Raw genomic sequence first — 23,280 nt, 5'->3', positions numbered from 1 at the left:
ACTAAAGGTATATTTTCGGTATCTTTGTGCTCTAGGACTGAATATGTGTTCTAACAAATATAATTGATGGTTAAACAAAAATCGGGATACGATAATAGATTATTAGTATGTAAGCGTTTGATGACGACTTACCTATTATTTTTCTTTTTGGCTATGCCATTGATTGGTTTTGTTTATCCAGAGTGGTGTAATGGTGGTCAAGTATTTCAATTGGTAGAAGAAGAAGATTCTGGACAGAGTCGTTTCCTTGAAGAAAGAATTGGAGAAGAATTGCCATCATTTGATATTTATTGTAAGTGTTTATCCTTAAAGGATCAGGTTAATGATAATGATCATTTTCAACCTAAAAAATACAAAGAATTTTATTCTGAAATTCCGAGTCCCCCACCCGAATTATATATTTAACAATACAACTTTTGTAACGAATAATAACAGCTATTTCATAGGTGTTTAATATTCCTATTGTACCATTTGTTTCCGTTGATTATCGGCTAATGGTTCAACTTTACTAGTTGTATACTTTCTTTAGCCTTGCGCTAAAATCCCCTTAATATTTAAAATTACAGACATAGACTCTCTATGTCAAAAAAATAAAAAAAATGAAAAATAATATTTTTGGTCATCTAAAAAATGACCTTCCAGCAAGTATAGTTGTATTCTTAGTAGCACTACCATTGTGTTTAGGAATTGCTTTAGCTTCTGGCGCACCACTTTTTTCTGGAATTATTTCTGGAATAATTGGAGGTGTGATAGTAGGAGCTTTTAGTGGTTCAGCTATAGGTGTTAGTGGTCCTGCAGCAGGTTTAGCTGTCATCGTATTAAATGCAATTACAGATTTAGGAGGTTTTGACATCCTATTGGTAGCAGTTATTTTAGCAGGGATCCTTCAAGTTGTTATGGGCTTTGCAAAGGCCGGTGAAATTGCAAACTATTTTCCGTCTTCCGTGATTCACGGAATGTTAGCAGGGATAGGGATCTTAATTTTTCTGAAACAAATTCCTCATGCTTTAGGTTATGATAAAATACCCGAAGGAGATGAAGGTTTTATTCAATCAGATAACGAGAATACGTTTTCAGAATTGATCAATATGGTTAATTATATTCAACCGAGTATTGTCATTATTACAGGTGTATCTTTATTTATTCTATTGATATGGCAATCAAAATTCATCCAAAAAGTGAAGGTGTTATCATTTATACCAGGCCCTTTATTGGCTGTGGTTTCTGGTATTACTTTAAATTTTGTGTTTGCAGAAATCCCTGAATTTGCGCTTTCAAAAGATCATTTGGTAGCTCTGCCTATCGCGTCTAGTGCGCAAGAATTCTTTAGCAATTTTACCGTACCAAGATTTTCTGCTTTAACTAATCCAGCTGTATACTCAACTGCAATTATTATAGCGGTAATCGCGAGTATTGAAACTTTATTAAGTGTTGAAGCTTCAGATAAGTTAGATACTGAAAAAAGAATTACACCGACTAATAGAGAATTAAAAGCGCAAGGAATCGGGAATATAGTAGCTGGTTTCTTAGGTGGTTTGCCAGTAACACAGGTTATCGTTCGATCATCAGCAAATCAACAAGCTGGTGCTAAATCTAAAATGTCATCTATTTTACATGGTGCATTATTGTTGATTTCCGTGATTTCAATTCCTGTACTTTTGAATAAAATACCTTTAGCTACGCTAGCGGCAATCTTATTAATAATAGGATTTAAATTAGCAAAACCAGCTATGTTTAAAAAGATGTATGCTCAGGGATTAGGTCAGTTTATTCCTTTTGTTGTTACTGTTGCTGGAATTTTATTGACCAATTTATTGGTAGGTATTGTTCTTGGTTTAGTAGTTGCAATTCTAGTAATTATTGTAAATAATTTCAGATCACCTTTCAGATTAGAGTTGAGTAATACTAATAACGTGAAAAGGTACAAATTGGTCTTAAGTGAGGATGTTTCTTTTTTAAATAAGGCATCTATTTTAAAAATCCTAGATCGTATACCAAACGGTGAAACGGTAGAAATAGATATCACAAGTACAAAATTTATTCATTATGATGTTATTGAAATAATTGAAAACTTTAAGGCGAAAGCAAAAGATTTGAATATTAAAGTAATAGCATTAAATTTCCAAAAAAAGGGTAATAATCAATTGGTACAAAAATTTTAATTATGAAGACACAAACAAAAGAAATTCAAGAGAATTTAACAGCAGCAGATGCACATCGTATTTTAGAGCAAGGAAATAAAAGGTTTGTTCAAAATGTGAAAGCTCAACGTGATTTAAAGTCACAGGTTTTTGAGACAAGTGCAGGTCAATATCCGTTTGCTGTTGTTTTAAGTTGTATTGATTCGAGAGTACCAGCTGAATTAGTATTTGATCAAGGTATTGGAGATATTTTTAGTGTAAGAGTCGCGGGTAATGTGATTAATAATGATGTTTTAGGATCGATGGAATATGCTTGTAAAGTAGCAGGATCTAAAATTGTTGTTGTTATGGGGCACACTAAATGTGGAGCTGTTACTTCGGCATGTAAACGCGTTGAATTGGGGAATATTACTGAATTACTTTCTAAAATCATCCCTTCTGTTGATAAGGTTCATCCTGAAAAAACAGATTTAAGCGAAGAAGAAGTGGAAGAAGTTGCGATTGAAAATGTTAAACATTCAATTGCTGCAATTAAAGCGAATAGCAGTATTTTAAGTGAGATGGAAGCAAGTGGAGAGATTGAGATTGTTGGTGCAAATTATAGTGTTGAAACAGGTGAAGTAACATTCTTGTAAAAAGTAATTTGGTTTGAGAATTTGTTTATTGATTTTAATTTTACTCCCCAATTATTTGAATGCGCAAAATAATTGGGGAAACTGGTTAATGTATTTCGGAACCAATAAACTCACGAAAGATTGGAGTATTCATTCAGAAATTCAATACCGTAATCATACTGTAGCTCCAGTGAATGTAGAGCAATTATTGTTGCGAACAGGTGTAAATTATCATTTTGAAAACAAAACGATTGTGACGGCGGGTTATGGTTATATCGCGAATTATGATTTAGGAGCGAATGAAGCTGGGCCGCAATCAGAAGAGCATCGAGTGTTTGAACAGTTTATTGGCAATAACTTTATAGGAAGACTGAAATTTGAGCATAGATTAAGGATTGAACAAAGATGGTTAACCAATGACTTTAAACACAGATTCAGGTATAGATTGATGGCTTTTTTACCGATAAACAAACCTATTATTGAAAAGAATACTTTGTTTGTAGGAATTTATGATGAGATTTTTTTACATCCCGAAACAAATGTTTTTGACAGGAATAGATTTTATGCTGCTATGGGGTATCAGGTTACTGGTAATTTAAGTTTTCAAGCTGGTATTTTAAATCAATTAACGGGAAATGGGGATAAAAACTATTTGCAATTTTCGATTTCGTTTAATCCAAATCTGAGCATTTAAGGGAGTTGCAAAGTAGCGGTAGAATAAAAATGAATTTTTTTTAAAAAAAATCGCATTTTTATTTTTTTCGTAACTATAAATTTTAATAAATTTATCTTGTTATTTAAATTATACGTTATGGAAACAATACTTTTTAATTCCGACTTGGCGAATTTTCACGTACAAATGATGAGTGGATTTTCGACAGAAAAAATGTTCGCAAAAGATTTAAGCTCTTTGCAAGATGACTTTGATTATGAAGAAGATTTTGACTGGGACGATGATGATGATGATGATGATGATGATTGGGACGATGAGATTGAGGATTCTTCAGATTACGAATAAGCATTAAAGATTCAAAAAAACAGCCCCACTCATTGAGTGGGGCTTTTCTTTTTAGACATTTTTTATTCCAGAATTCGATTGAAATACACTTACAATTCTAACTCATCAAAAGTTGTTTTAATCGTAAAATTACCCATTAATACAGTCAGTTTTCTCCCCTTTATTTCAGTGATTGTTGATTGTTTAGAGTGATTCTTCAATTTCACAATATCCCCAACTTTAAGTAAACTCGGGTCCACTTTAGGCTTTTGAGTGACTTCTATTTTATTTTTAATAGACTCAGGAGAAGGTTTTGGAAGGTCAGGTAATTTTAATTCCTTTTCAACCACTTTTACTTTTTCACTCTCTAAGAGTTTAGACTTTTCAATTGAAGCAATTTTCTTCAAATCTTCTAGTAATGCCTTATTTGTCTTATGTTTTTTATATTTTTTGATTAAGTCGAAGACCTTTTTACCCATATTCACAAATTTATTTTGTTGCTCTGTGAATTGGTTTAACCTTTCGGCTTTTTCATTTAGATGCAATAGTTTTTTCTCGTAATCATTATAAGCTTTTTTAGCTTTATAATTCGATTTATATTGCTCATCATTGATCCTTTTAAATTTCGATTTTTCTTTTTGAAGTGAAGCTGATAATTTATCAATATTAACCTTCATTTCAGAAACTTTATCTTTCGCACGATCAATTAAATCGTTAGATATTCCGTTAAACTCTGCAACTTCAAAGGTAAAAGAAGAGCCTGGTTGACCAATCGATAACTGGTAAAGTGGACTTAATTTTTTAGTGTCGAAAAGCATACAAGCATTCGTTGCTGCGGCTTTTTCAGCGGTAATAATTTTGATATTGGTATAATGTGTAGTTATAACGGCAAAAGACAATCGTTCATATATTTCTTCAAAGAATACTTCAGCTAAAGCTCCACCTAATTCAGGATCTGAGCCACTACCAAATTCATCTAATAATAATAGTGTATTTTCGTTGGCTATTGTTAAAAAGAATCTCATTCTATTTAATCTATAGCTATAAGTACTAAGTTGATTTTCTATCGATTGATTGTCTCCAATATCAGATAGAATATGATCAAACCAACAACACGAACTATGTTCATCTAGCGCAACAAAAAGACCACATTGAAACATCATTTGCGTTAACCCAACTGTTTTCAATGTAATTGACTTACCACCGGCATTTGGACCTGAAATAACTAATAGGCGATTGTCTTCGCTCAATTCAATATTTTGTCCAATGGTTTCAATTCCTTCAGTTTGATTTTTTATATAAAGTAACGGGTGTCTTGCATTCTCCCATAACATTTTCTTTTCCCCTTTGTTAATTTTAGGTAAAATTCCATTATAGCTCGCTCCAAAAAGAACCTTTGCATTGAGCAAATCAAAACGTACTAATAACCGTTGAAAAGCCTTTAATTGTTTTTTCTCAGCGCGAAGTTTAAACGTTACGCTTTCTAAAATCGCAAATATTTCATTGCTTTCATCTATTCTGAGCTGTTCTTGCGCATTGTTTAGTTGTATGTTTTCAACAGGCTCTATATACGTGTAGTTGCCTTTTGCACTTGATCCGTAAACTTTACCATTTACGCGTCTTTTATATTGTGAAAGTACTGAAAGTAATCGGCGATTTTCTAGAAATGTTTCTTCACTATCTGCTAAAAATTCATCCGATTTGTATCGTCTTAATATATGTTCAAAGTTTTTATTGATTGCCGTTTTATTCGAAATCTGCTTCGACCTTATATCTGCTAAACGAGCTGTTGCGTTATTTTTGATTTCTAGTTTTTTTTCATCTAGAATTTCAGTGATTATTTTTAGAATGTCGTTGATGCTTGTGATATGTGAACAAGCGTCGTATATAAGCGGAGATGTTTCTCTTTGTGCATGCGCAAATCGAATTAATTGCCTTGTACCAATACATAAGGCATAAATTTTTATCAATTCACTTAGAATTAAAACACCATTTTCAATTCGTAATATATTTAAAGCTTTGTCAATATCCTCCGCATTGGGATGGGGGAAACTTAATATAGGATCATCATGAATGATCTTAATTTCATTCAAGAGTTTATACTCTTCTTGCAATTGAACAGGATCTTCGAAAAAGGAAATTTTCCCAGCATTTTCTTGAGCTTTTTGGGATTTACAATATGTTCCTAACAGCTCACAAACTGAATTAAATTCTAAATCTTTACTACTTTGTTGGTCGAAGTTCATCAATTATTAATATCCTATTTTAAAAGCTAGTAAAGTTAACTAGTGAAGTTGTATTTATAGCCATCCAATTCGAATTTTTATAAATAAGGAGTATTTTTTAGCGACACAACAGAATAAAACCATGCTGTTCGCCTCTATAATGGTTATAGATGAGTAAATGTTTAATAGATTTATCAGATGATTTGCGTTGAATTAAAGCTGGAATTTTTTCACCTTTCAGTATTTGTGCAGCTAACCAAGTAGAGAAGCCACTTGCTGTTTGGTATTCCCCACAAAGATTTTTAAAAACTAAATGGTAAGATTCAGGAAACTTATCTTCGAATTCGTCATACCATTTGTCATCATCAACATCACCATTTCTACCTACCATTATCGCATCGATATCAGAATATTTCAGATTGTTTCTTTTCAATAATTCTGTTAATTTGAATTCGATATCTAAATTATTAGGGAAAGTAATTTGATCCGTATCGAGAATTTCAGCAAAAGCATTTTCAGGATTATTATCCACGACAAACATCGCTGCACCTTCACCATTTACTGTTCCTTTTGTATTGTCATTTAGTAATGTTGTATTATCAGTCTCTCCTAATTTGTATAAATCTAGTTTAAGATTGATATTGAAATTATAATCAGAAATTTCTTCGGAAGCACCTATTAAATAACTCGCATTTGTATTCTCCTTAAGCAATTCTAATGTGTCTAAAAGAACATTCTCAAAAGATAAACCACCATTTATATGTGTTACGTTATAACCAGTATTTTGACTCATTAATGCCAAATTACCAGCCACCGCACTAGGTGTACTTTGTACAAAGTTAGTAGGGGTAAGAGTACCCTCATCATATTGAATGATTTGATTTAAAAATTTAAAACAATCCTCTAAACCACCATTACTTGTGCCAATTATAATTCCGTTTAAGTTATTATGTTTTTTAACCAATGTTAGGCCGGTACCTATTCCTAATTTTACAACACGCCCCATTCTTCGGAGTAAGTTATGCGGAATTATATCCATATAATCAGGATCGATAGCATTGTATCGAATACCGACTATTTTTTCAACACCAACCGTAAATAATTCATTATTAAACGATTTTTGTGGTGATATGCAAGTGAGGTCTTTGATATACATATTAATCTATTTTAGAAATTAATAATGATGTACAATTTCCTGCAAATCCAAAAGAATTGGTTAGGACATGGTCAACTTTGGTATTCGGTTGATATTTCAATATAGGGGGATGAAATCCTTCAATTTTATGGTTGAAAAACAGATTCCCATAAATTTCTTTATGCTGAATACTTAAGATACTAAATATTGCTTCAATGGCACCTGCCGCTCCTAAAGTATGACCTGTATAGGGTTTTGTAGAGCTGTACGGAATTGTATCACCAAAAATTTTAGTAATACCTAAAATTTCTGTGCTATCATTATTCGGGGTTGCTGTTCCGTGGGCATTGATATAGCTAATATTATTAGCTTCAATATTTGCAGAAGTTAAAGCTTCTTGCATTGCTTTTATTACGCCTATTGCGTCGGCTGACAGTGAAGATGGGTGAAAAGCATCATTGCTATTACCATATCCACTAATTTCTGCGTATTTCTTTTTGTCTTTAGCTAAATCCTCTCTTTCAAGAACAAGATAAGCTGCACCTTCACCGAGGTTTAGACCTTTTCTATTGGCATCAAATGGTTGACATTTTTCATCAGAAAGGATTTGTAATGAATTGAATCCGTTTACTGTAAATTTTGCCAATCCGTCAGTGCCACCAACAATTACACGATCAGCACGTCCGCTTTTAATCCATTTAGCCCCAATCATTATCGCATTAGCAGAGGATGAACATGCTGTATTGATACAATCTGTAAGTCCTTTAATTTTTAAAGCTTTAGATAGGTGTAAAAGATGCGCATGACCTGAATATGATTCAATAAATTGACTGGCAATTGTGTCACTTCCTTTAGAGTCTTGATACAATTCGTCTGTTTGTGTCATTCCACCAACAGTACTCGCAGAAACGAATGCCGTTTTATAATTCGAAATGTCTTCGGGGGTTAACTTGGCATCTTCAATCGCTTCTTCAACGGCTTTGAATGCCAATAAATCTGTTCGCGTTAAACCAGGTGAATCTTGCTTATTTGTTAATTTAAAAAGCGATTCGTTAGACAGTTTAACTTCTCCAAAATAGAATGAATTTTTGTAATTAGAATTTAGATATTTTGATCTGCAAAGACCAGATTCACTATTGACAAGTGAATCATGATTTTCTAAAAGATTATTACCGATAGCTGAAATTATACCTAATCCAGTTACAAATACTCGATTCATTTATGCGTTTGCTTTATGATCTATAATAAATCGTGCCATGTGATCCACATCAACTAGAATTTTTCTTCCGTCAGTTGCACTGTTTATTTTTATACCGTATTCTCTTTCAATTAATACTACTAGTTCAATTGAATCGATTGAATCAAGAGCAAGACCATCACCAAATAATGGTGTGTCATTTTTAATGCTACTAGGCTCAACACCAACCAAATTACAATAGCTAATAATTTCGCCTTTAAGTTTTTCTGTGAGTTCGTTATATTCCATACCGCTAAATTAATCTTTCTTGCTTAAGTTTTATCAAAATTATAATAAGACAAGATACTATAAATAAAATTAAATATGTGACAACAGGCAATAATGTAGCCCAATCACCGTCTTGCAAAAATAAGATATAAAATCCTTCTAAACACCAATATAACGGAGACATCATTGCAATGTTTTGCATGAATTCTGGCATTACAAAAGTAGGAATCCAAATACCGCCAATGGCTGCGAAAATAATAACTAAAACAGCACCTAGACCATTTGCTTGAACTTGACTTTTTGTTATTGTTCCGATTAGCAATGCAAAACTGACTGCGGACAATCCACTTAATAATACAATAACAATTAGGGCTAGAAAGTTAGATGGCCAAGTTAATTCTGGCAAGCCAATCATTGGGAAAGTTAATTTACCTATTGAAAAAATAAGTGTCACTTGTAAAATCGCAACGAATAAATAGACAATGATTTTGGAACCGAGAATTGTTGCAAAACTGGTCGGTAACATTTTTAATCGTAAAAAACTTCCGTTCGATCGTTCTTTGACAATATTCCCTCCTAATGAAATCACCATAAAGAACATAGCGAATAAGGTCCATGCCGGGACATTGTGTTGTGTAGAATTTGGATGAATTTTATTGTCGGAGAATAATGCAGGGACTTGATCTATAACGGTTTGGTTTTCTACCATATATTTTTTTAAGTCCTTCGGTGCTTCCATTTCCATTTTAGTAAAAATAGAATTGATCATCATGTCGTTCTCAATCATGCTAATATAAGAGTTCAACATATTTGAGATAGACATCCGATAGTTTTCTTGTAGAACAGGGTCGTAATATAGTTTTAGATGAATGCTACTATTATTTACCAGTTTATTCTTATTTTCCGTTACGCCAAAATTAGATACAATAAACTCACTCATAGCCTCGCTTTTAGCTTCTAAATCGGCACTAAAAGTACTTGGGAAATATATTGCAATCAATCCGTCACTTGCCAATAACTCTTTTTTTAAGTGCGTCTCATCGGCTGAGGAATGAATGATGTTGAATAGTTTTGAGTCGGCCAAGGCATCAATTAATAAAACAGATTGGTCACCTTCATCTCCATTGGCAACTAATAAGTCAATATTATTGTCATTGACAATTTTATATGCACTATCTTGAATTATAGTGATAATAAAAACTAACATCAATGGTAGTAAAAACATCAATGTCAATCCCAACCCATCACTGAGTAGTTGCAAGACTTCTTTTTTTATTGCGGCGATTAATTTTTTCACTTTAATTAATGTACTTCGGTATATTTTAAAAATATTTCTGTCAAACTTTCTGCTGGATTTTCACCCATTAAATATTCAATATTGGTGTCTTTTACAATTTCTCCTTTATTTAATAGAATAATTCTATTGCAAATTTGTTCAGCCTCATCCATATGGTGTGAAGTATATATTAACGTCGTTCCTTTAGCTGAAAGCTGATTTAAAAATTGGATGATCGCATGTTTATTCTGAACATCTACACCTGCCGTTGGTTCATCTAGAAATAGTATTTCCGGTTTGTGTAATAAACTTAATATAAGATTCAGTCGGCGTTTCATTCCTCCCGAATAATGCTTTACTTTTTTTAAGTGCGCTTCTTCTAGTCCAAACTCCTGTAGAAGTTCTTCTTCTACTTTTATAATTTCCTCTTTTGATAATCCGTATAATGCTCCAAAATATGCTACATTTTGATGGAGATTTAAATCTTCATAAATAGCATATTCTTGGGGTACATAACCAATTTTAAGTTTCAAATCATTTCCATCGATTTGCTCCCCCTTTTCATTTTGATAAGTAACTGCACCTATTGTAGGGTCAAGAATTCCAGTCAGTATTGAGATAAGCGTCGACTTCCCGGCACCATTAGGACCTAAAATCCCGAGTTTATCACCAACTTGAATATTAAACGATACATTATTTAAGCTAAGATGTTTAGCTTTTTTATATTGTTTCGAAATACTATTTACAGTTACGGTACTAAGTTTCGACATTATTTTAATTTAAGTTTCCGTAAACCACTAAAAACTTCAAATTCTTTAGCTTTTATTTCTAACATTAAATCTGCAATCGCATCATAATCACTTTGCGCAGTTAATCGGCCTTTATAAACACCGGCCATTTGTACTGCCGAGTCACGCCAAAGATCTCCCGCTTTTGTTATTTTTTCTGAGAATGCTAATAGTCGGTCGTCGTGCATATATGCGACAGCTTCCTCTAAGAAGGCAGCGTATAGAAATCTAAATCCGCCACCACCAGTACCAATCTCTTCTTGCATTCTAATAATTTGACCAAGATATAGTCCTGCTTCTTTTTGACCTTTTTCTCTTAGTTTTCTGACTTTACCAGCTGTATAGCCAATACCTTTTACACCTGCAAGTTTTCCAGGGATGTCTAACATGTCACGCACATTATGTTTAATACCTTTCACAATTCCATTTCGAATCATGGCATCTGTGATTTCATTCACTTTACTAGGGTAGTAGAGGTGACCTTTTGGTGCTAATGCACCTTTCGCAAAACGCGCTCTCTCCATTTTATCATATGAAAGTGTTGTTACATCTTCCATTACAGGATCACTAACGAGGTATCCCGTTTCATTTCTACCGTAAACTATAAGATTGTGTGCATTAAAGTGGAATCGGTATTCGTCCGCAAAATAATCTAAGTGAAAAACACCCGCCTGACATCCAACAGGAATATTTTCTGCGAGTTTTTTATTTAAATATTGTTCCCCTTTTTTAGGATCATTGAACTTTTTACGGTTCATTTCAATATTTAAGGTTTTACACGTCCGTTTAAAAATTGAACCAGGCATACTTCTAAAAGCGATTGCTGGTCCTCCTTGTATTTTTAAAAAAGGGATATGAATATAAAATAATCCTGATCCTAACCCAAAAGCTAAAGGCTCAGTAATTTTATTGACACCTTGGTGTTTTAGTAATCCTACAATTACTCCGTTTTCACAGTGTGCCGTTTGTACATGTTTAAATTCCATGAATTTTTACTCTCCTTTATATTCTTTTAGCTCCTCGACACTTATTTCAAAAATAGTGGCGTATTTATTTAAAGTTTGATCATTTAATTTGGCAAAGTTTTTTGGTTTAAAATGTCGTTTGATTTTGAATTTCATAAACCCTGAATAGGCCGATAAAATTTGCAAATCCATTAAACTTTTCAACATGAAGTAATAAATTGGACTTTTTGTTCCATTTTTCACTTCTTCTTTTGCCAATTCAAGTTGATCATTAATATCCTCCCAAGCATTGTCAAGTGCAGCTTTTTTTACATCCCAACCTTGACTTAATTCAGTTGAATAAGTCCCATCTTCATTCTGCACATAGCAGAGTTCTTTGGTGAAGTTTTCTAAGGCACTTTTATCTTGAGGAAGATCGCTTTTTTTCATTTTAACAAACTGTTAAATAACAATATACATATGAAAATCTTGAGCTTTCGGGTACCATCAACAAGATTTTTTCACCTTTTTTGAGTTTACCACTATTGAACAATTCATCTACCATTAAATAAATTGATCCTGCTCCAACATTACCTTTGGTCGCTAAATTAGTGAACCATTTTTCTTTGGGAATTGACACATTATGCTTCTCTAAAATATCTGCTATTTTGTCTTCAAAGAAATATGAAGATAAATGAGGTAAGAAATGGTCGACGTTTTTAACATCGACATCTTTTACTTTCATTAAATCAGCTAAATGTTGAAATCCAAGTTCAATAATATTCTCGCTCAATAATTTCACATCCTGTTTGATGCTCATTACCGATTGGTCAATAATTTCAGCTTTAGATAAATCAACAAATGAAGTTAAAGTCCCATCTTCATTTTTTGTAGCTGCCATATACATGCAGGCTTCCTTTACATTGGCATAAGAACGACCATCTATCCACTCAATTTTAAGTGAAATATCATTCTCGTTCGGTTTGTCTGACAATAAAAACGCACCAGCACCATCAGAAAGCATCCAACGTAAAAAATCTTTTTCAAACGCTAAATAAGGTCTCTCTTCAAGCTCTTGTAACTTCGTTAATTCTTCCTCAAACTGTTCCGATCTCAATTGTTTTGCTAATCTTTCAGAACCTGTTGTAACGGCTGTTGTTTTATCACCACATTTTATCGAATTAAACGCATATTTTAACGCGTGCATTCCTGAACAACATACACCTGAAGGAGAAACAACTTCTATAGAGTTCATTTCAGGTAAGTATCCATGCACCATCACGGCATGCGAAGGCATCAATTGATCTGGAGAAGATGTTCCACAACAAAGTAGGTCAACTGATTTTATTTCCTCTGGACTCTGCTTAAATAACGCACGCACAGCTTCTGAAACCATTTGGGCGTTTGTATGTGTCGTATTTCCTTGCTTATCAATAGCGTAATAACGTCCTTTAATCTTGTTACTGCGCAATACCAATAATTTTGATTTTGATTTTTGTCCGTTAATTAGGCCTAAAAATTCTTCCACATCTTCATTCTCAACCAATGAGTTTGGTAAAAAATTGGCTGTTCTTGTAAGATATACTTCTTTCATATCTATCTTAAAATTGTCTTAAAATTAGTAAAAAACTATTCAAATTCTTTTTGTTTACTTTAACTGTTAACCATTTGCGGCATCCAAACCTTCTGCCAATCCTCTTGAATTGAAGGTTGAATCGCTATATTAACATCTATTTTGTCTTCCTCCTTTATATCGCTAGTCACAATATTATCGTGATAAGGATTTATTGTGTCAGACATATTTATATGCTTTGTTTTCTGTACTGCATGTCTTATAATTTCAGCTCCAATCTGCTCAAGCAAACTGATATTTGACTTAATTTTTTCAATCAATTCATCTTCATTATACTTTTGAGACAGGCCTAAATGTAAATCTTTTAAAAAGTCAATTTCAAAAGGATCTAAATATGTTGCTTTTATTTCCTCGTTATATTCAGGTTGCCAATTTACAAATAGTGATTGGATATTAGAATTTAATGCGGCTAACTTCAGTCCAAGGCCGTTTTCTCCGAAAAATAGCTTCTTCAAGACATTCATGTTTGTATAGCCATTATTCATGAACATAAGTGTTTGAATGGACCAATAGTTAGCCCAATCCCAAATGATTTTGGTAGCCATAATTTCAGTCGAACCAAATAGTGGATATTTGTTTCTGTATACCTCTGCCCAATTCTCAATCATGGCTTGGAATACTTTTTCATAGACTATATTTTGGACATAAATGTCTTCACCGTTCAGATCCTTGCTAATTAAATCCGTAATCCATGTATTTGATAAGCTAATAAAATCAGTTCCTGGAGAATAAAATGGGTCTAAGAACACACCTGATTCGCCGCTTAAACACCATCTGTCTTCACTGAATAATTTTGTTGAGTTATACGCGAAGCTTTTTAGTATCTTAAAATCAAGGATATCATCGCGTTTAGCAGTGATGTGTTTAGCGCATTGAGGTTCGAATTTTTCTAACCATTGAATGGCATTATCTAAACGATTGATTGATTTAAATTCGTGATACCTTGGGTCTGCTACTATACCAACGCTTGTATTTCCTGTAACCAAAGGAATTAGCCACACCCAATAACCTTCTCCCATTAAATGGGTAGTACTCAAACGTCTTAAACCAGGTCCAAGTTGATCTTTCCATTCCGTATTATCTGACCAATCGCTAATATCAATCACACCTTTTAATCTAAACCATATAGCATTGATATCGTGATCAATATCTTTGGCTAAATTAAATTGTTTTTTTAAGAATGAAGATCTACCAGTCGTATCAACAAACCATTTACTTGTTAGTGTTGTACTTTCAGTCTTACTATTTACTGTTATTTTGTGTCCTTCTTTATTTAAAATAGCCTCGTTGACCCTTTCAGCCAAACGAACAATATTACCAATCTTTTGATTTTTCCGAATTAATTCATTTTCAAAAATACCTCTATCCAATTGGTGACTTGGAGTTGGTGGTGCCAAAACAGGACCAATTTCGTATCTTTTATCTATATTTTCTTTATGTTCAGGACTTAAAAAGAAACGCAAGCCATGTTTCGGAAGTTGATCTTGATCTAAATAATCAGCTAGTCCTAATACTTCACGAAGATAATAGGTTCCCAATTCAACAGTAGATTCACCTACCTTATGAGCTGAGACTTTATGATCTCCATTACTACTTTCGATTATACAAATTGAAATAGAGGGTCGAGCATTTTTTAATTGAATACCCAAAGTTAGTCCGGCAAGTCCACCGCCTGCAATAATTACATCAAAATTATTTTCCATTAATCATTTTATTTTCTGCGGATACCTAAGTAAAGAAAATTGCGTTTATTTAAGTTAATACTTTTTTGTGTAAAAGGTCTAATCAATATTGAATAAATTAGCAATACAATTGGTGAAACAATAAATATTGCAAATATTAAATAGTATTTGAAAACATTAAGCCATTTTTCACGCGATTGTTGGGATTTTGCTTCTTTCTTCTTAATTAACTTCGCCCAAACTTGGAAGAGCATCTTTGCTCTAGATTCGATAAACATTACAGTTGTTAAAACACTGAACTTACCTGTTTTAATTATTTTTTCTTGTAGACCGATATAATCATCTGCAAGAAGTGCGTCTTGAATTAATGGTGTAAATTTTGAAGATGTGTCTATCTCTTCATCCGCTACTCCTGGTTTCGGGAAAATACCGTATTTTTTAGTTTTTTTCCCTGTCAACATCCAATGCAAAATTGTGATTACAGAAATTAGGTTTGACGTTCTATCGACAAAAGGTAGATTACCGACAATTTCACCACCAGCAGACTCAATTGTTGCTACAACGCTTTCTTGTGATGTAAGCCACATATTTCGACCGGCAATCACTGTTATGACTTTAGTGCCATTTAATCTTTTTTGTAAACCTGCATCATTTAAGAATGATGTTGTGGGTATAGATGGTGATAAATACCATGGTTGATAACCAATCAAAATTAAATCGTAATTCTCGTGCTTGAAATTTAAAGGTTTAATTGGAGCGGGTATTTTTAATACCGACTCGGGCATTGCATTATAAAAAACCTTTGGTGTCCATGGAAACGGGAAATCATTCTGCATTTCGACATTAATTCGATCTACATCAATATCAGTAAATGCTGATATTAAATTGTCTACAATTTCGCTTAACTGTCCAGATTGCGAATAATTAATTGCTAAAATTTTTTTCATTAACGATTTGGGTCCTCTTTATTTTAGATTGGCGTTGTTAATTATGTCTGAATTTTTAGCATAATCTTTAATCGCCAATTTTAGTGGGGTACTTAAAGTTGAAAAATGTTTATAAATTATATTTTTGTCTTCCTGAAGATTGTCTTTGTAACCAACAATTCCAGGAGATTTTTCTTGAATAACTAATCGTAAAAAACGAAATTCTACGTTTTCTGGTTTTTCTTTAACCGCAAGCTCTATTAAATCAACACCAATTCTGAATAATTTTAACTTTTCAGCAGGAAAATTAGCAAAATCTGCTTTTTTAGCGATTAAAGCCCCACGATAAGCCTTATTGGTAAGGGTGTTCTCTTCCGTTTCCAATAGTTTCAGAATTTTATTAATTTCTGTTTCACTATTCGATGATAAGGTGCTATAATAATTAGTTGTATCAACTTTCGAATTTATTGCGGTTTGTATCGAAAGCAATACTAAAATGGCTAAAATTTTCATAGGTTATAGTCGATTACAAAATTAGTACAATTATTGCTATTTTTCAAACACTCTATACAAAAATAGATCCAAGTTATTCGCACTGTCTATATTCCTAATTTGATTGCTATTGACTTTTTCTAAAGTCAAGTTTTATTTTGTGATTTAAATAGCTGTTATTTTATTGTAAACATCTTCTAAATCAGTAACTTCTCGGAAGCCGTTAGACAATAGAGTGAACTCCTTGCCACGTTTTATAATCATCGACGGAAAACCTTTTATTCCCATTTCTGAAGATAATTGAAAATCAGCTTTTGTTAGGTATTTGGTTTCTTCACTATTATAAAGTGCTTCGAATTCTTTTAAATCCAAATTGAAACCGCTAGCAATTTGAAGAAAGGTGTCCAATTTACTGGTATTCAAATTATCCTTGTAAAATGCAGTTTGGACAGCTTTAAAAAAATCTAATTCAATTGCTGGATTCATTTGGCGAACTGTCATAACTGCTCTCGATCCAGGTTCAGTATCATAGATAAAATCTACATCTTCTAGTATTTTATAACTAAAAGGTTGACCTGTTCTTTCGTTAATTTCAACCCAATGCGACTTTAAAAAATCTGACATTGTATTTATTTTTTCGGTATTCCCTGGTCTCAGCCCTCCATTAACTATTCTAACTTTATAGTCTTTGTGATTTGAGATGAATTTGTCTAATTCTGGCGCAAACCCATAACACCATGAGCACATAGTGTCTCCAATGTAAATTATAGTGTTTTCTTCAGTTTCTAGCCAATCAAAATTTGTCATTATTTTATTTTTTTAAACTTGGTCGTTATTATTCAATAATCATTGCAATAATTGGGTTGAAATTACAGATTAATCAACGCGTAATCCCATTATAATTAGATCTTTTTCAGATGTATCAAAGGTTGCTATTTGTGGTAGAATACCCCATTTTTGGAAACCAAATCTTGAAAAAAGATGAATACTCGCTTCATTATGTCCAAAAATAAAAGCCAATAAAGTTTTTATTTTGAATTTAGGCGCTTCAGTGATGCAATAATCGAGTATTTCTTTTCCATATCCCTTTTGACGGAAAGATTCAGCAATGTAGATGCTTAGCTCCTTAGTACTGTTATAAGCTTCACGCCCATAAAACTGTTGGAAGCTTACCCAGCCAACAATTTCATCATCGTTATTTTTAACCAACCAAATAGGATTAGCATCAGAGGTATGTGCGTTAAACCAAGGCTTTTTTTCTGCTAGACTTACTGGTTTAATATCTGCAGTTGCCATTTGTGAAGTTATTGTAGAATTGTAAATTTCAACAATGACAGGTAGATCGCTTAATTTGGCATCTTCAAAATATAACATGACAATTATTTGCTTTTATATTATACATGCTGGTCAACAAGAATAGGATTACCATCTGGATCAATCACAATAAAGCTTGCCGGACCTGATGTTGATTCGTCAGCTTCTGTCTGAAAGTTAATTCCTCCTTGTTTTAAGTCTTTTTGTATTTTTCTTATATCCTCGAAGTTGTCTATAGGCAGTGCATTTTGATCCCATCCAGGATTAAAGGTTAAAAGATTTGATTCAAACATACCTTGGAATAAGCCAATCGTAGTTGATTCATTTCTTAAAATAATCCAATTCTGTTCGATGTTTCCTCCAACTTGTTCAAAACCAAATTTTTCGTAAAATGATTTTGAAACGTGAATGTCCTTCACGTTCAAGCTTACTGAAAATGCGCCTAATTTCATATCGTTTTTACCGACAAGGTAAGAATTTTATTCCTCGATTTTTCTCAACCAATTATTTAGTTTGAAAATATAGTAACCCATACTGAAAACAGCAAAAGAGCTAAATATATGCCATAAAAAATGAGTGCCTTGAGGTAATAATTCAGGGAATGGGTTAGGAGTAGGGTAGTCTAACATTCTACATATTAATGCTGTGCTCAGGAATATGAATGAAAGAATTATATAATTCACAAACTTGAATTTTGTTTTAAAAAGGAATATAATAATAGGGATAAGGAGTGACGTTCCAACAAAAAAGTATCCAATATTAGGCCCAAACCCCTCTAAACTATCTATTTGTGAAAGAAAATTAGTGCTCAGTACTGCAACGCATTGAAAAGCTATTGTGAGTATTATAGCGCGTTTAATATTATCAACAACCTTATACCAAAAGTAACAAGCCAAGCAGAATGACATTAATGATGCAGGCAACCAGTCTAATATGAAGTAGGCAGGTTCATTTCTAAAAGAATGGAATAAAGTCGAGCCTAAACCATTCAGAAATAAAAGTGGTAATAGCAGAACTATTATTTTATGGTTGGCGTAATTACCATGCAATTTCCAAATCCAATATATTATAGGTATAAAAAATATAAGAGATGAAAATGCGTTCCAAGGTTCATGAATGTATGCGTCGTGAATAAATTCGTTATACATAGGACCGTTGTCAGTTATATGAACCAGTCGATTTACGATTTCAAGAGTATCAATCATCTGACAAATTTAATCAACTGCATAGTCTAAGAAAAATAATATCGATAGGCGGATATTAAATTTAGGTTAATACACATTCAATATTTTTAAATTACCAGCTAATTGGTTTATAGTCTTTAAGGAATTTACCGCACCAATGCTTACCTGTATTGATTCCGTCAATTAATGGATCAAGGACACGAGCTGCGCCGTCTACAATATCAAGAGGTGGCTGAAAATCGTGTATTTCAGTTTTCTTTTTAGACAATTCAATAGGGTCTTCATCAGTCACCCAACCAGTATCAACAGCATTCATAAAAACACCATCCTTAGCAAATTCACTTGCAGAAGTATGTGTTAGCATATTTAAAGCTGCTTTGGCCATGTTGGTATGCGGATGGCGTGCAATTTTTTTGAATGTATGAAATTTCCCTTCCATTGCCGAAACGTTGATAATGTGTTTCTGACCTGTATTTTCTTTACGCATTAATACAGATAAGCGATTACAGAGTACAAAAGGGGCAATAGAGTTTACCAATTGCACCTCTATCATTTCTAAAGTTTCTATCTCACCTAGTTTAAGTCGCCAGCTATTGGTGGATCTTAAATCGACTTGTTGTAAGTCAGCATCTAATTTACCTTCAGGAAAAACTTCACTTGCAGCTAAGGAATTGTCAAAACTATAAGGGATTTGAGACAATTTAGCAGAAGCACTTAGTCCAATTCCAGGTTCTTTACCATGCCAAGTAACAGGAAGGTTTTTCTGATCAGCTGTTTGGATAGATAGCGTTTTTAACTCCTGAATGCAGTCAAAGTGATTTTTTAATAAATCTTTAGCAAAATCAGGTAATTCATCCATTGGTAATTCTTCTTTATCCATTAAATGTTTAAAGAAACCAGCAGGACGACGAACAGTTTGAGCTGCATTATTTATCAAGATATCTAAGCGACTGTATTTCATTTCAATATAGTTGCAAAATATTTCAACACTTGGTATATGTCTTAAATCAAGACCGTGAATATGCAGTCTGTGTCCCCAAGAAGTGAAATCTTCTTCTTTAGCAAATCTTAAAGCTGAATCTACGGGGAATCTAGTCGTTGCTACAACAGTTGCTCCAGCTTTTAATAAAATTAATGTAATATGATATCCTATTTTCAAACGAGAACCTGTAACAACAGCAACTTGTCCAGTTAAATCAGCTGTTTGATATCTTTTTGCATAATTAAAGTCTCCACAATCTTGACACATTGTATCGTAAAAATGATGCAATGTCGTAAACTCAGCTTTACACACATAACAGTTCCGTGGAGAGGATAATGTTTTGGGTTCAAATTCTTTTGGTAGTTCTATAAATTTAGGTGCTATAAAGATGTTTGATTCACGCGCACTTCGAATTCCAGTGTCCTTTCGTGCATGTTTGTCACGTTCTATTTGTTTTCGTTTTGCAGCTTTTTTAGCATCTTTCCGTCGTTTATTGTGTTCTTCTTTTGACGGACGGGATAATTGCCCCGCCGAAGTCATTAACTCGATACGTTGCTCTTCAGGTAAGTCGAATAATTGAGTGGTATCATCTAATAGCAAATTTAAAGTGTCTATACAGTTTTTAATTTGCTCTGCTGATAAAGTTGAATCTGGTTTACTTTCTTTTGTTGTCACACGCTGCTTATGAAATACAAATATAGTTAATTTCAAATCTTGAATTGATTCATTTAGATAATATCTATTTTAATTAGAACCTCTAAAACCGTTAATATTTGTAAAAGGTGCATGTTATTTAATTGTTATAAACTAACATTTAAATTTATTGTTTTTAACTTTAAAGAAATTAAAAACCTGGATATGAAAAACATAGTTTTAGTAGATTTTACACCCGAGTCAGAAAAAGCAATTTCCTTTGCTGTTAATACAATGAAAGAAACTGGAGGAGAATTGGAGTTAGTTCATGTTATAGATGATAAAAATGCTGAGTCTTCCACAGAAAAAATGAATGCTTTAGTCCAAAAGTATACAACTTCTGAGGTAAAAATAGGTATTGTACAATTAGGAGGTAAATTAAGCGATGAACTTTCTGAATACGTAAAAGGTGAGAAAATTGGATTTGTTTATTGTGGAACCCACGATATGAAATTTTTGGAGCATATTCTTGATAGTAGAGCTTTAAAATTATTAAATGAATTGGATACTAATTTTATCTTTGTACCAAGTTCAACTGCCGATAATCAATCGATTAAACATGTTTTACTTCCTATATTTCCAGATAAGCATTCGATAGCAAATCTTAAGGTTCTTATTTATCTGCAACATTTTTTAAAGTTTAAAATCACACTTTGCACTTATAATGCTGAAAATGAAGGTCAAAATGATACGATGATTGTTGCATCAGAACTATTAAATAAAGCGAATATTGGATTCAAATCGGTGTTTTTAGGGAATTCAGAGCAAGAATTAATGGACGGTTTAATTGATTTTGGACATGCGTTAGAGGCAGATACTATTTCAATTGTGAATCTTACGAATCAAAATCTATTTAATTTTGCAGCAAAAGGTTTTGTTGAAAGCTTAATTCGTAATAAAAGGTCAATGCCAATTATCGCAATTCAGAATCAAGAATTGAGTAATTATTCAAGTTTCCATACGCAAGGAGGATATTAGTCTTAATATTTTACAATCCATTTAATTTAAATGGATTGTAAATTGTTTTTATACTAAAGCAGGAATCAATATATTGAATGATTTGATGCCTTGAATGCAATCAATTTGATATTTACCATCGAATTGTTCTGCTAGGCAGTCAATAATTTCTAATTCAATACTCTTTAAAGGAGATGTATTAAATTCTGTAATATCGTTACAGTGCAAATTGATTTTTAAATGATATGCATCCGCTTCACTCATTAGATCAATTGAAATCCCATTCTTGGAATTTGAAGCGTCATGAATTTCTATAAAGTGTTCGAAAATTTGAGAACATACAAGACCTAAAGGAACAGCTAGATCAAGATCAATATTCAGTGATTTTAAAGATCGATCAAAATTCATTCGATTTGAAACCAAATTTGTTCCTTTTTCATTTAAAAAATCAATAAAATTCATTGTAATGCCATCTTTAGTCACATTTATTTGATTATGAATAGAGGACAGATGTAAGACATCCATTTTTAATTTATCGAATGCGACTTCACTAAGGTCGTCTCTAAAACTAATATTTCGAATATTAGCCATGCTGGATACAACCTGTAAATTGTTCTTTATTCGATGATGAATTTCCCTGATAATAATTTGTTCTTTTTTACGGACAGTATCTTTAAAATAGAGCAAAACAGCCATGACTGTAACAACAACACCAATAGAAGTAAAGTAGCTGGTTATTTTTTCAATTGTTGGATTAAGTTGGTAAACGCCTGTGGTAAAAATCGGGGCATTATGTAAATAGAAGTGAAGTAAACTTACAATAATGATCGAAATAATTAAGAATGATGGATCTTTAACTTGAAGGATAAAAAATAAAGGAATCAACCAGATATAGAGCGCAAAGCCAGCCGTTATGCCAATAAAATAAGTTGCAATAATTGCGTGTGCTATAATGACAAAACTACCTGCAGCAACAAATGGAATGGTAAATTTTAAATCTCGAAGAAATAAAAGTCGGCCAATGAAAAAAATTGCAGCTCCAATTAAATTTATAATCGTTAATTCAGGGATGTTTAAAAATATAAACAATAATGCGAAGATTAAGTGAACTATCGCACCTAATAAACCGCCTCTATTGACAGTATCCATGAGATAGATATTCTTACTCCCGTAAATTATTTCCTGCTCTAAATCGTTCACTTAAATATTCGTGTTTTGATCTAAAAATAGGTTTTTAAGTGATTAGTTTTTAAAAAAATAGCTGAAGAGCCGTTATGTAAAGACAAACCCTGATTATAACGCTATGAGTGTCAAATTGAAAATCGTTTTCGGCAGTTAAAAGTTGATTGAAATGCCCCTTTTATTATAATCGTAATAATTTTAATTACTCGAATTGAATCATTTAGCGTCTAAATATTGAACGATTTTGTATGTGGCTATGTTTCCATGAAGCTTTAAAATAAATGGGTGGAAGACCGGGTTCACTTCGACATTGCTCAGCATAAACTTCAGATCAGTCACAAAAGTTGGGGAGGAATTTAGACTAAAATGATTTTCTTTGTAAAAAAGAATAAGTTTTGGAGGGATATTTAGACTTAATAAAAATGATTTTACCTGAGATTTTAGTAGCACATTTTGAGCTTACGGAATCAAAAAAAGTAGGAGAACGATTGAACCTTTATTTTGAGGAAAAGAATACTGTTCCCCAAGAATTTAATTCACGTCAATTAATTTCAAAAGGTTTTCATAAAACCATTACAGTTCAGGATTTTCCTTTAAAAGGTATGTTTGTTTTTTTTCATATTAAACGACGTAGATGGACAAATAAAGAA

At 32.7% G+C, this 23,280-nt stretch carries 25 protein-coding genes; 7 read left to right on the top strand and 18 right to left on the bottom strand.

Annotation, left to right across the window (positions count from 1 at the left end; genetic code table 11):
- The first annotated feature begins 66 nt into the window (after positions 1-66).
- From T367_RS0106940 to T367_RS0106920, 5 genes are all read left to right on the top strand, one after another.
- Positions 67-405: a hypothetical protein gene (locus tag T367_RS0106940; protein WP_157454152.1), complete on the top strand. Its 339-nt coding sequence runs from the start codon at positions 67-69 to the stop codon at positions 403-405.
- A gap of 194 nt (positions 406-599) precedes the next feature.
- Positions 600-2,162 carry a SulP family inorganic anion transporter gene (locus T367_RS0106935; RefSeq protein ID WP_157454151.1) on the top strand — a complete coding sequence of 521 codons (1,563 nt, stop codon included), beginning with the start codon at positions 600-602 and terminating at the stop codon, positions 2,160-2,162.
- 2 nt (positions 2,163-2,164) lie between these two features.
- Positions 2,165-2,776: a carbonic anhydrase family protein gene (locus T367_RS0106930; RefSeq protein ID WP_027419192.1), complete on the top strand. Its 612-nt coding sequence runs from the start codon at positions 2,165-2,167 to the stop codon at positions 2,774-2,776.
- Between the two features lie 28 nt (positions 2,777-2,804).
- Positions 2,805-3,449, top strand: coding sequence for a DUF2490 domain-containing protein (locus tag T367_RS0106925; RefSeq protein ID WP_051568416.1), 645 nt, complete (start codon positions 2,805-2,807; stop codon positions 3,447-3,449).
- A gap of 117 nt (positions 3,450-3,566) precedes the next feature.
- Positions 3,567-3,773, top strand: coding sequence for a hypothetical protein (locus T367_RS0106920; protein WP_027419190.1), 207 nt, complete (start codon positions 3,567-3,569; stop codon positions 3,771-3,773).
- An 89-nt stretch (positions 3,774-3,862) separates the two neighbouring features.
- On the opposite strand, the gene T367_RS0106915 is transcribed toward T367_RS0106920, so the two are convergent.
- The 17 genes from T367_RS0106915 to T367_RS0106835 all read right to left on the bottom strand — a co-directional run bounded on the left by T367_RS0106915 (position 3,863) and on the right by T367_RS0106835 (position 20,473).
- On the bottom strand, positions 3,863-5,998 hold the full coding sequence (locus tag T367_RS0106915) for an endonuclease MutS2 (RefSeq protein WP_027419189.1): 2,136 nt from the start codon (positions 5,996-5,998) through the stop codon (positions 3,863-3,865).
- A 97-nt stretch (positions 5,999-6,095) separates the two neighbouring features.
- A complete protein-coding gene (locus T367_RS0106910) occupies positions 6,096-7,133 on the bottom strand; it encodes a beta-ketoacyl synthase chain length factor (protein WP_027419188.1) in 1,038 nt (345 codons plus the stop codon).
- 1 nt (position 7,134) lies between these two features.
- On the bottom strand, positions 7,135-8,331 hold the full coding sequence (locus T367_RS0106905; protein ID WP_027419187.1) for a beta-ketoacyl-[acyl-carrier-protein] synthase family protein: 1,197 nt from the start codon (positions 8,329-8,331) through the stop codon (positions 7,135-7,137).
- Entirely contained in the window at positions 8,332-8,598 is a 267-nt protein-coding gene (locus T367_RS0106900) for a phosphopantetheine-binding protein (protein ID WP_027419186.1), read from the bottom strand.
- 4 nt (positions 8,599-8,602) lie between these two features.
- A complete protein-coding gene (locus T367_RS0106895) occupies positions 8,603-9,874 on the bottom strand; it encodes an ABC transporter permease (RefSeq protein WP_027419185.1) in 1,272 nt (423 codons plus the stop codon).
- Between the two features lie 5 nt (positions 9,875-9,879).
- Positions 9,880-10,623, bottom strand: a complete 744-nt coding sequence (locus tag T367_RS0106890) for an ABC transporter ATP-binding protein (RefSeq protein ID WP_051568415.1) — start codon at positions 10,621-10,623, stop codon at positions 9,880-9,882.
- Positions 10,623-11,627: a BtrH N-terminal domain-containing protein gene (locus tag T367_RS0106885; protein ID WP_027419183.1), complete on the bottom strand. Its 1,005-nt coding sequence runs from the start codon at positions 11,625-11,627 to the stop codon at positions 10,623-10,625. The genes T367_RS0106890 and T367_RS0106885 overlap by 1 nt, the downstream gene beginning before the upstream one ends.
- A 6-nt stretch (positions 11,628-11,633) precedes the next feature.
- Positions 11,634-12,035, bottom strand: a complete 402-nt coding sequence (locus tag T367_RS0106880; protein ID WP_027419182.1) for a hypothetical protein — start codon at positions 12,033-12,035, stop codon at positions 11,634-11,636.
- A 1-nt stretch (position 12,036) separates the two neighbouring features.
- Positions 12,037-13,179 carry a beta-ketoacyl-ACP synthase III gene (locus T367_RS0106875; protein WP_027419181.1) on the bottom strand — a complete coding sequence of 381 codons (1,143 nt, stop codon included), beginning with the start codon at positions 13,177-13,179 and terminating at the stop codon, positions 12,037-12,039.
- A gap of 59 nt (positions 13,180-13,238) precedes the next feature.
- A complete protein-coding gene (locus tag T367_RS21655; RefSeq protein WP_051568414.1) occupies positions 13,239-14,921 on the bottom strand; it encodes an NAD(P)/FAD-dependent oxidoreductase in 1,683 nt (560 codons plus the stop codon).
- Positions 14,922-14,929: 8 nt separating this feature from the next.
- The gene (locus T367_RS0106865) at positions 14,930-15,847 is read right to left on the bottom strand and encodes a hypothetical protein (RefSeq protein WP_027419180.1); all 918 of its coding nucleotides are present in this window, start codon (positions 15,845-15,847) and stop codon (positions 14,930-14,932) included.
- A gap of 18 nt (positions 15,848-15,865) precedes the next feature.
- Positions 15,866-16,339 carry a hypothetical protein gene (locus T367_RS23760; RefSeq protein ID WP_051568413.1) on the bottom strand — a complete coding sequence of 158 codons (474 nt, stop codon included), beginning with the start codon at positions 16,337-16,339 and terminating at the stop codon, positions 15,866-15,868.
- Between the two features lie 144 nt (positions 16,340-16,483).
- A complete protein-coding gene (locus T367_RS21645) occupies positions 16,484-17,125 on the bottom strand; it encodes a DsbA family protein (protein WP_051568412.1) in 642 nt (213 codons plus the stop codon).
- Positions 17,126-17,194: 69 nt separating this feature from the next.
- On the bottom strand, positions 17,195-17,692 hold the full coding sequence (locus T367_RS0106850) for a GNAT family N-acetyltransferase (RefSeq protein ID WP_027419179.1): 498 nt from the start codon (positions 17,690-17,692) through the stop codon (positions 17,195-17,197).
- A gap of 20 nt (positions 17,693-17,712) precedes the next feature.
- Complete coding sequence (locus tag T367_RS0106845; protein ID WP_027419178.1) at positions 17,713-18,084, bottom strand: VOC family protein; 372 nt, start codon at positions 18,082-18,084, stop codon at positions 17,713-17,715.
- A gap of 27 nt (positions 18,085-18,111) precedes the next feature.
- Positions 18,112-18,837 carry a hypothetical protein gene (locus T367_RS0106840; protein ID WP_027419177.1) on the bottom strand — a complete coding sequence of 242 codons (726 nt, stop codon included), beginning with the start codon at positions 18,835-18,837 and terminating at the stop codon, positions 18,112-18,114.
- Positions 18,838-18,928: 91 nt separating this feature from the next.
- Positions 18,929-20,473, bottom strand: coding sequence for an SDR family oxidoreductase (locus tag T367_RS0106835; RefSeq protein WP_027419176.1), 1,545 nt, complete (start codon positions 20,471-20,473; stop codon positions 18,929-18,931).
- A gap of 183 nt (positions 20,474-20,656) precedes the next feature.
- On the opposite strand from T367_RS0106835, the gene T367_RS0106830 reads away from it, so the two are divergent.
- Positions 20,657-21,469, top strand: a complete 813-nt coding sequence (locus T367_RS0106830; protein WP_169736036.1) for a universal stress protein — start codon at positions 20,657-20,659, stop codon at positions 21,467-21,469.
- 48 nt (positions 21,470-21,517) lie between these two features.
- Here the strand turns inward: T367_RS0106830 and T367_RS0106825 are convergent, their stop codons facing one another.
- Positions 21,518-22,648 carry a histidine kinase dimerization/phosphoacceptor domain -containing protein gene (locus T367_RS0106825; RefSeq protein WP_157454150.1) on the bottom strand — a complete coding sequence of 377 codons (1,131 nt, stop codon included), beginning with the start codon at positions 22,646-22,648 and terminating at the stop codon, positions 21,518-21,520.
- Positions 22,649-23,025: 377 nt separating this feature from the next.
- Between T367_RS0106825 and T367_RS0106820 the strand changes: the two genes are divergently transcribed.
- A partial coding sequence (locus T367_RS0106820; RefSeq protein WP_027419173.1) for an ISAon1 family transposase N-terminal region protein occupies positions 23,026-23,280 on the top strand: 255 nt, incomplete at its 3' end.

Origin of the sequence: Crocinitomix catalasitica ATCC 23190, assembly GCF_000621625.1 — a bacterium.
GTDB lineage: Bacteria > Bacteroidota > Bacteroidia > Flavobacteriales_D > Crocinitomicaceae > Crocinitomix > Crocinitomix catalasitica.
The sequence above is the reverse complement of the archived record's forward strand: the minus strand, read 5'-3'. Positions and strand labels throughout refer to the sequence as shown.

Bases quoted from the DNA above. Each gene is read 5' to 3' on its own strand.
- T367_RS0106940 (WP_157454152.1), top strand. From the start codon at position 67: ATGGTTAAACAAAAATCGGGATACGATAATAGATTATTAGTATGTAAG.
- T367_RS0106935 (WP_157454151.1), top strand. From the start codon at position 600: ATGAAAAATAATATTTTTGGTCATCTAAAAAATGACCTTCCAGCAAGT.
- T367_RS0106930 (WP_027419192.1), top strand. From the start codon at position 2,165: ATGAAGACACAAACAAAAGAAATTCAAGAGAATTTAACAGCAGCAGAT.
- T367_RS0106920 (WP_027419190.1), top strand. From the start codon at position 3,567: ATGGAAACAATACTTTTTAATTCCGACTTGGCGAATTTTCACGTACAA.
- T367_RS0106915 (WP_027419189.1), bottom strand. From the start codon at position 5,998: ATGAACTTCGACCAACAAAGTAGTAAAGATTTAGAATTTAATTCAGTT.
- T367_RS0106910 (WP_027419188.1), bottom strand. From the start codon at position 7,133: ATGTATATCAAAGACCTCACTTGCATATCACCACAAAAATCGTTTAAT.
- T367_RS0106905 (WP_027419187.1), bottom strand. From the start codon at position 8,331: ATGAATCGAGTATTTGTAACTGGATTAGGTATAATTTCAGCTATCGGT.
- T367_RS0106900 (WP_027419186.1), bottom strand. From the start codon at position 8,598: ATGGAATATAACGAACTCACAGAAAAACTTAAAGGCGAAATTATTAGC.
- T367_RS0106890 (WP_051568415.1), bottom strand. From the start codon at position 10,623: ATGTCGAAACTTAGTACCGTAACTGTAAATAGTATTTCGAAACAATAT.
- T367_RS0106885 (WP_027419183.1), bottom strand. From the start codon at position 11,627: ATGGAATTTAAACATGTACAAACGGCACACTGTGAAAACGGAGTAATT.
- T367_RS0106880 (WP_027419182.1), bottom strand. From the start codon at position 12,035: ATGAAAAAAAGCGATCTTCCTCAAGATAAAAGTGCCTTAGAAAACTTC.
- T367_RS0106875 (WP_027419181.1), bottom strand. From the start codon at position 13,179: ATGAAAGAAGTATATCTTACAAGAACAGCCAATTTTTTACCAAACTCA.
- T367_RS21655 (WP_051568414.1), bottom strand. From the start codon at position 14,921: ATGGAAAATAATTTTGATGTAATTATTGCAGGCGGTGGACTTGCCGGA.
- T367_RS0106865 (WP_027419180.1), bottom strand. From the start codon at position 15,847: ATGAAAAAAATTTTAGCAATTAATTATTCGCAATCTGGACAGTTAAGC.
- T367_RS23760 (WP_051568413.1), bottom strand. From the start codon at position 16,339: ATGAAAATTTTAGCCATTTTAGTATTGCTTTCGATACAAACCGCAATA.
- T367_RS21645 (WP_051568412.1), bottom strand. From the start codon at position 17,125: ATGACAAATTTTGATTGGCTAGAAACTGAAGAAAACACTATAATTTAC.
- T367_RS0106850 (WP_027419179.1), bottom strand. From the start codon at position 17,692: ATGTTATATTTTGAAGATGCCAAATTAAGCGATCTACCTGTCATTGTT.
- T367_RS0106845 (WP_027419178.1), bottom strand. From the start codon at position 18,084: ATGAAATTAGGCGCATTTTCAGTAAGCTTGAACGTGAAGGACATTCAC.
- T367_RS0106840 (WP_027419177.1), bottom strand. From the start codon at position 18,837: ATGATTGATACTCTTGAAATCGTAAATCGACTGGTTCATATAACTGAC.
- T367_RS0106830 (WP_169736036.1), top strand. From the start codon at position 20,657: ATGAAAAACATAGTTTTAGTAGATTTTACACCCGAGTCAGAAAAAGCA.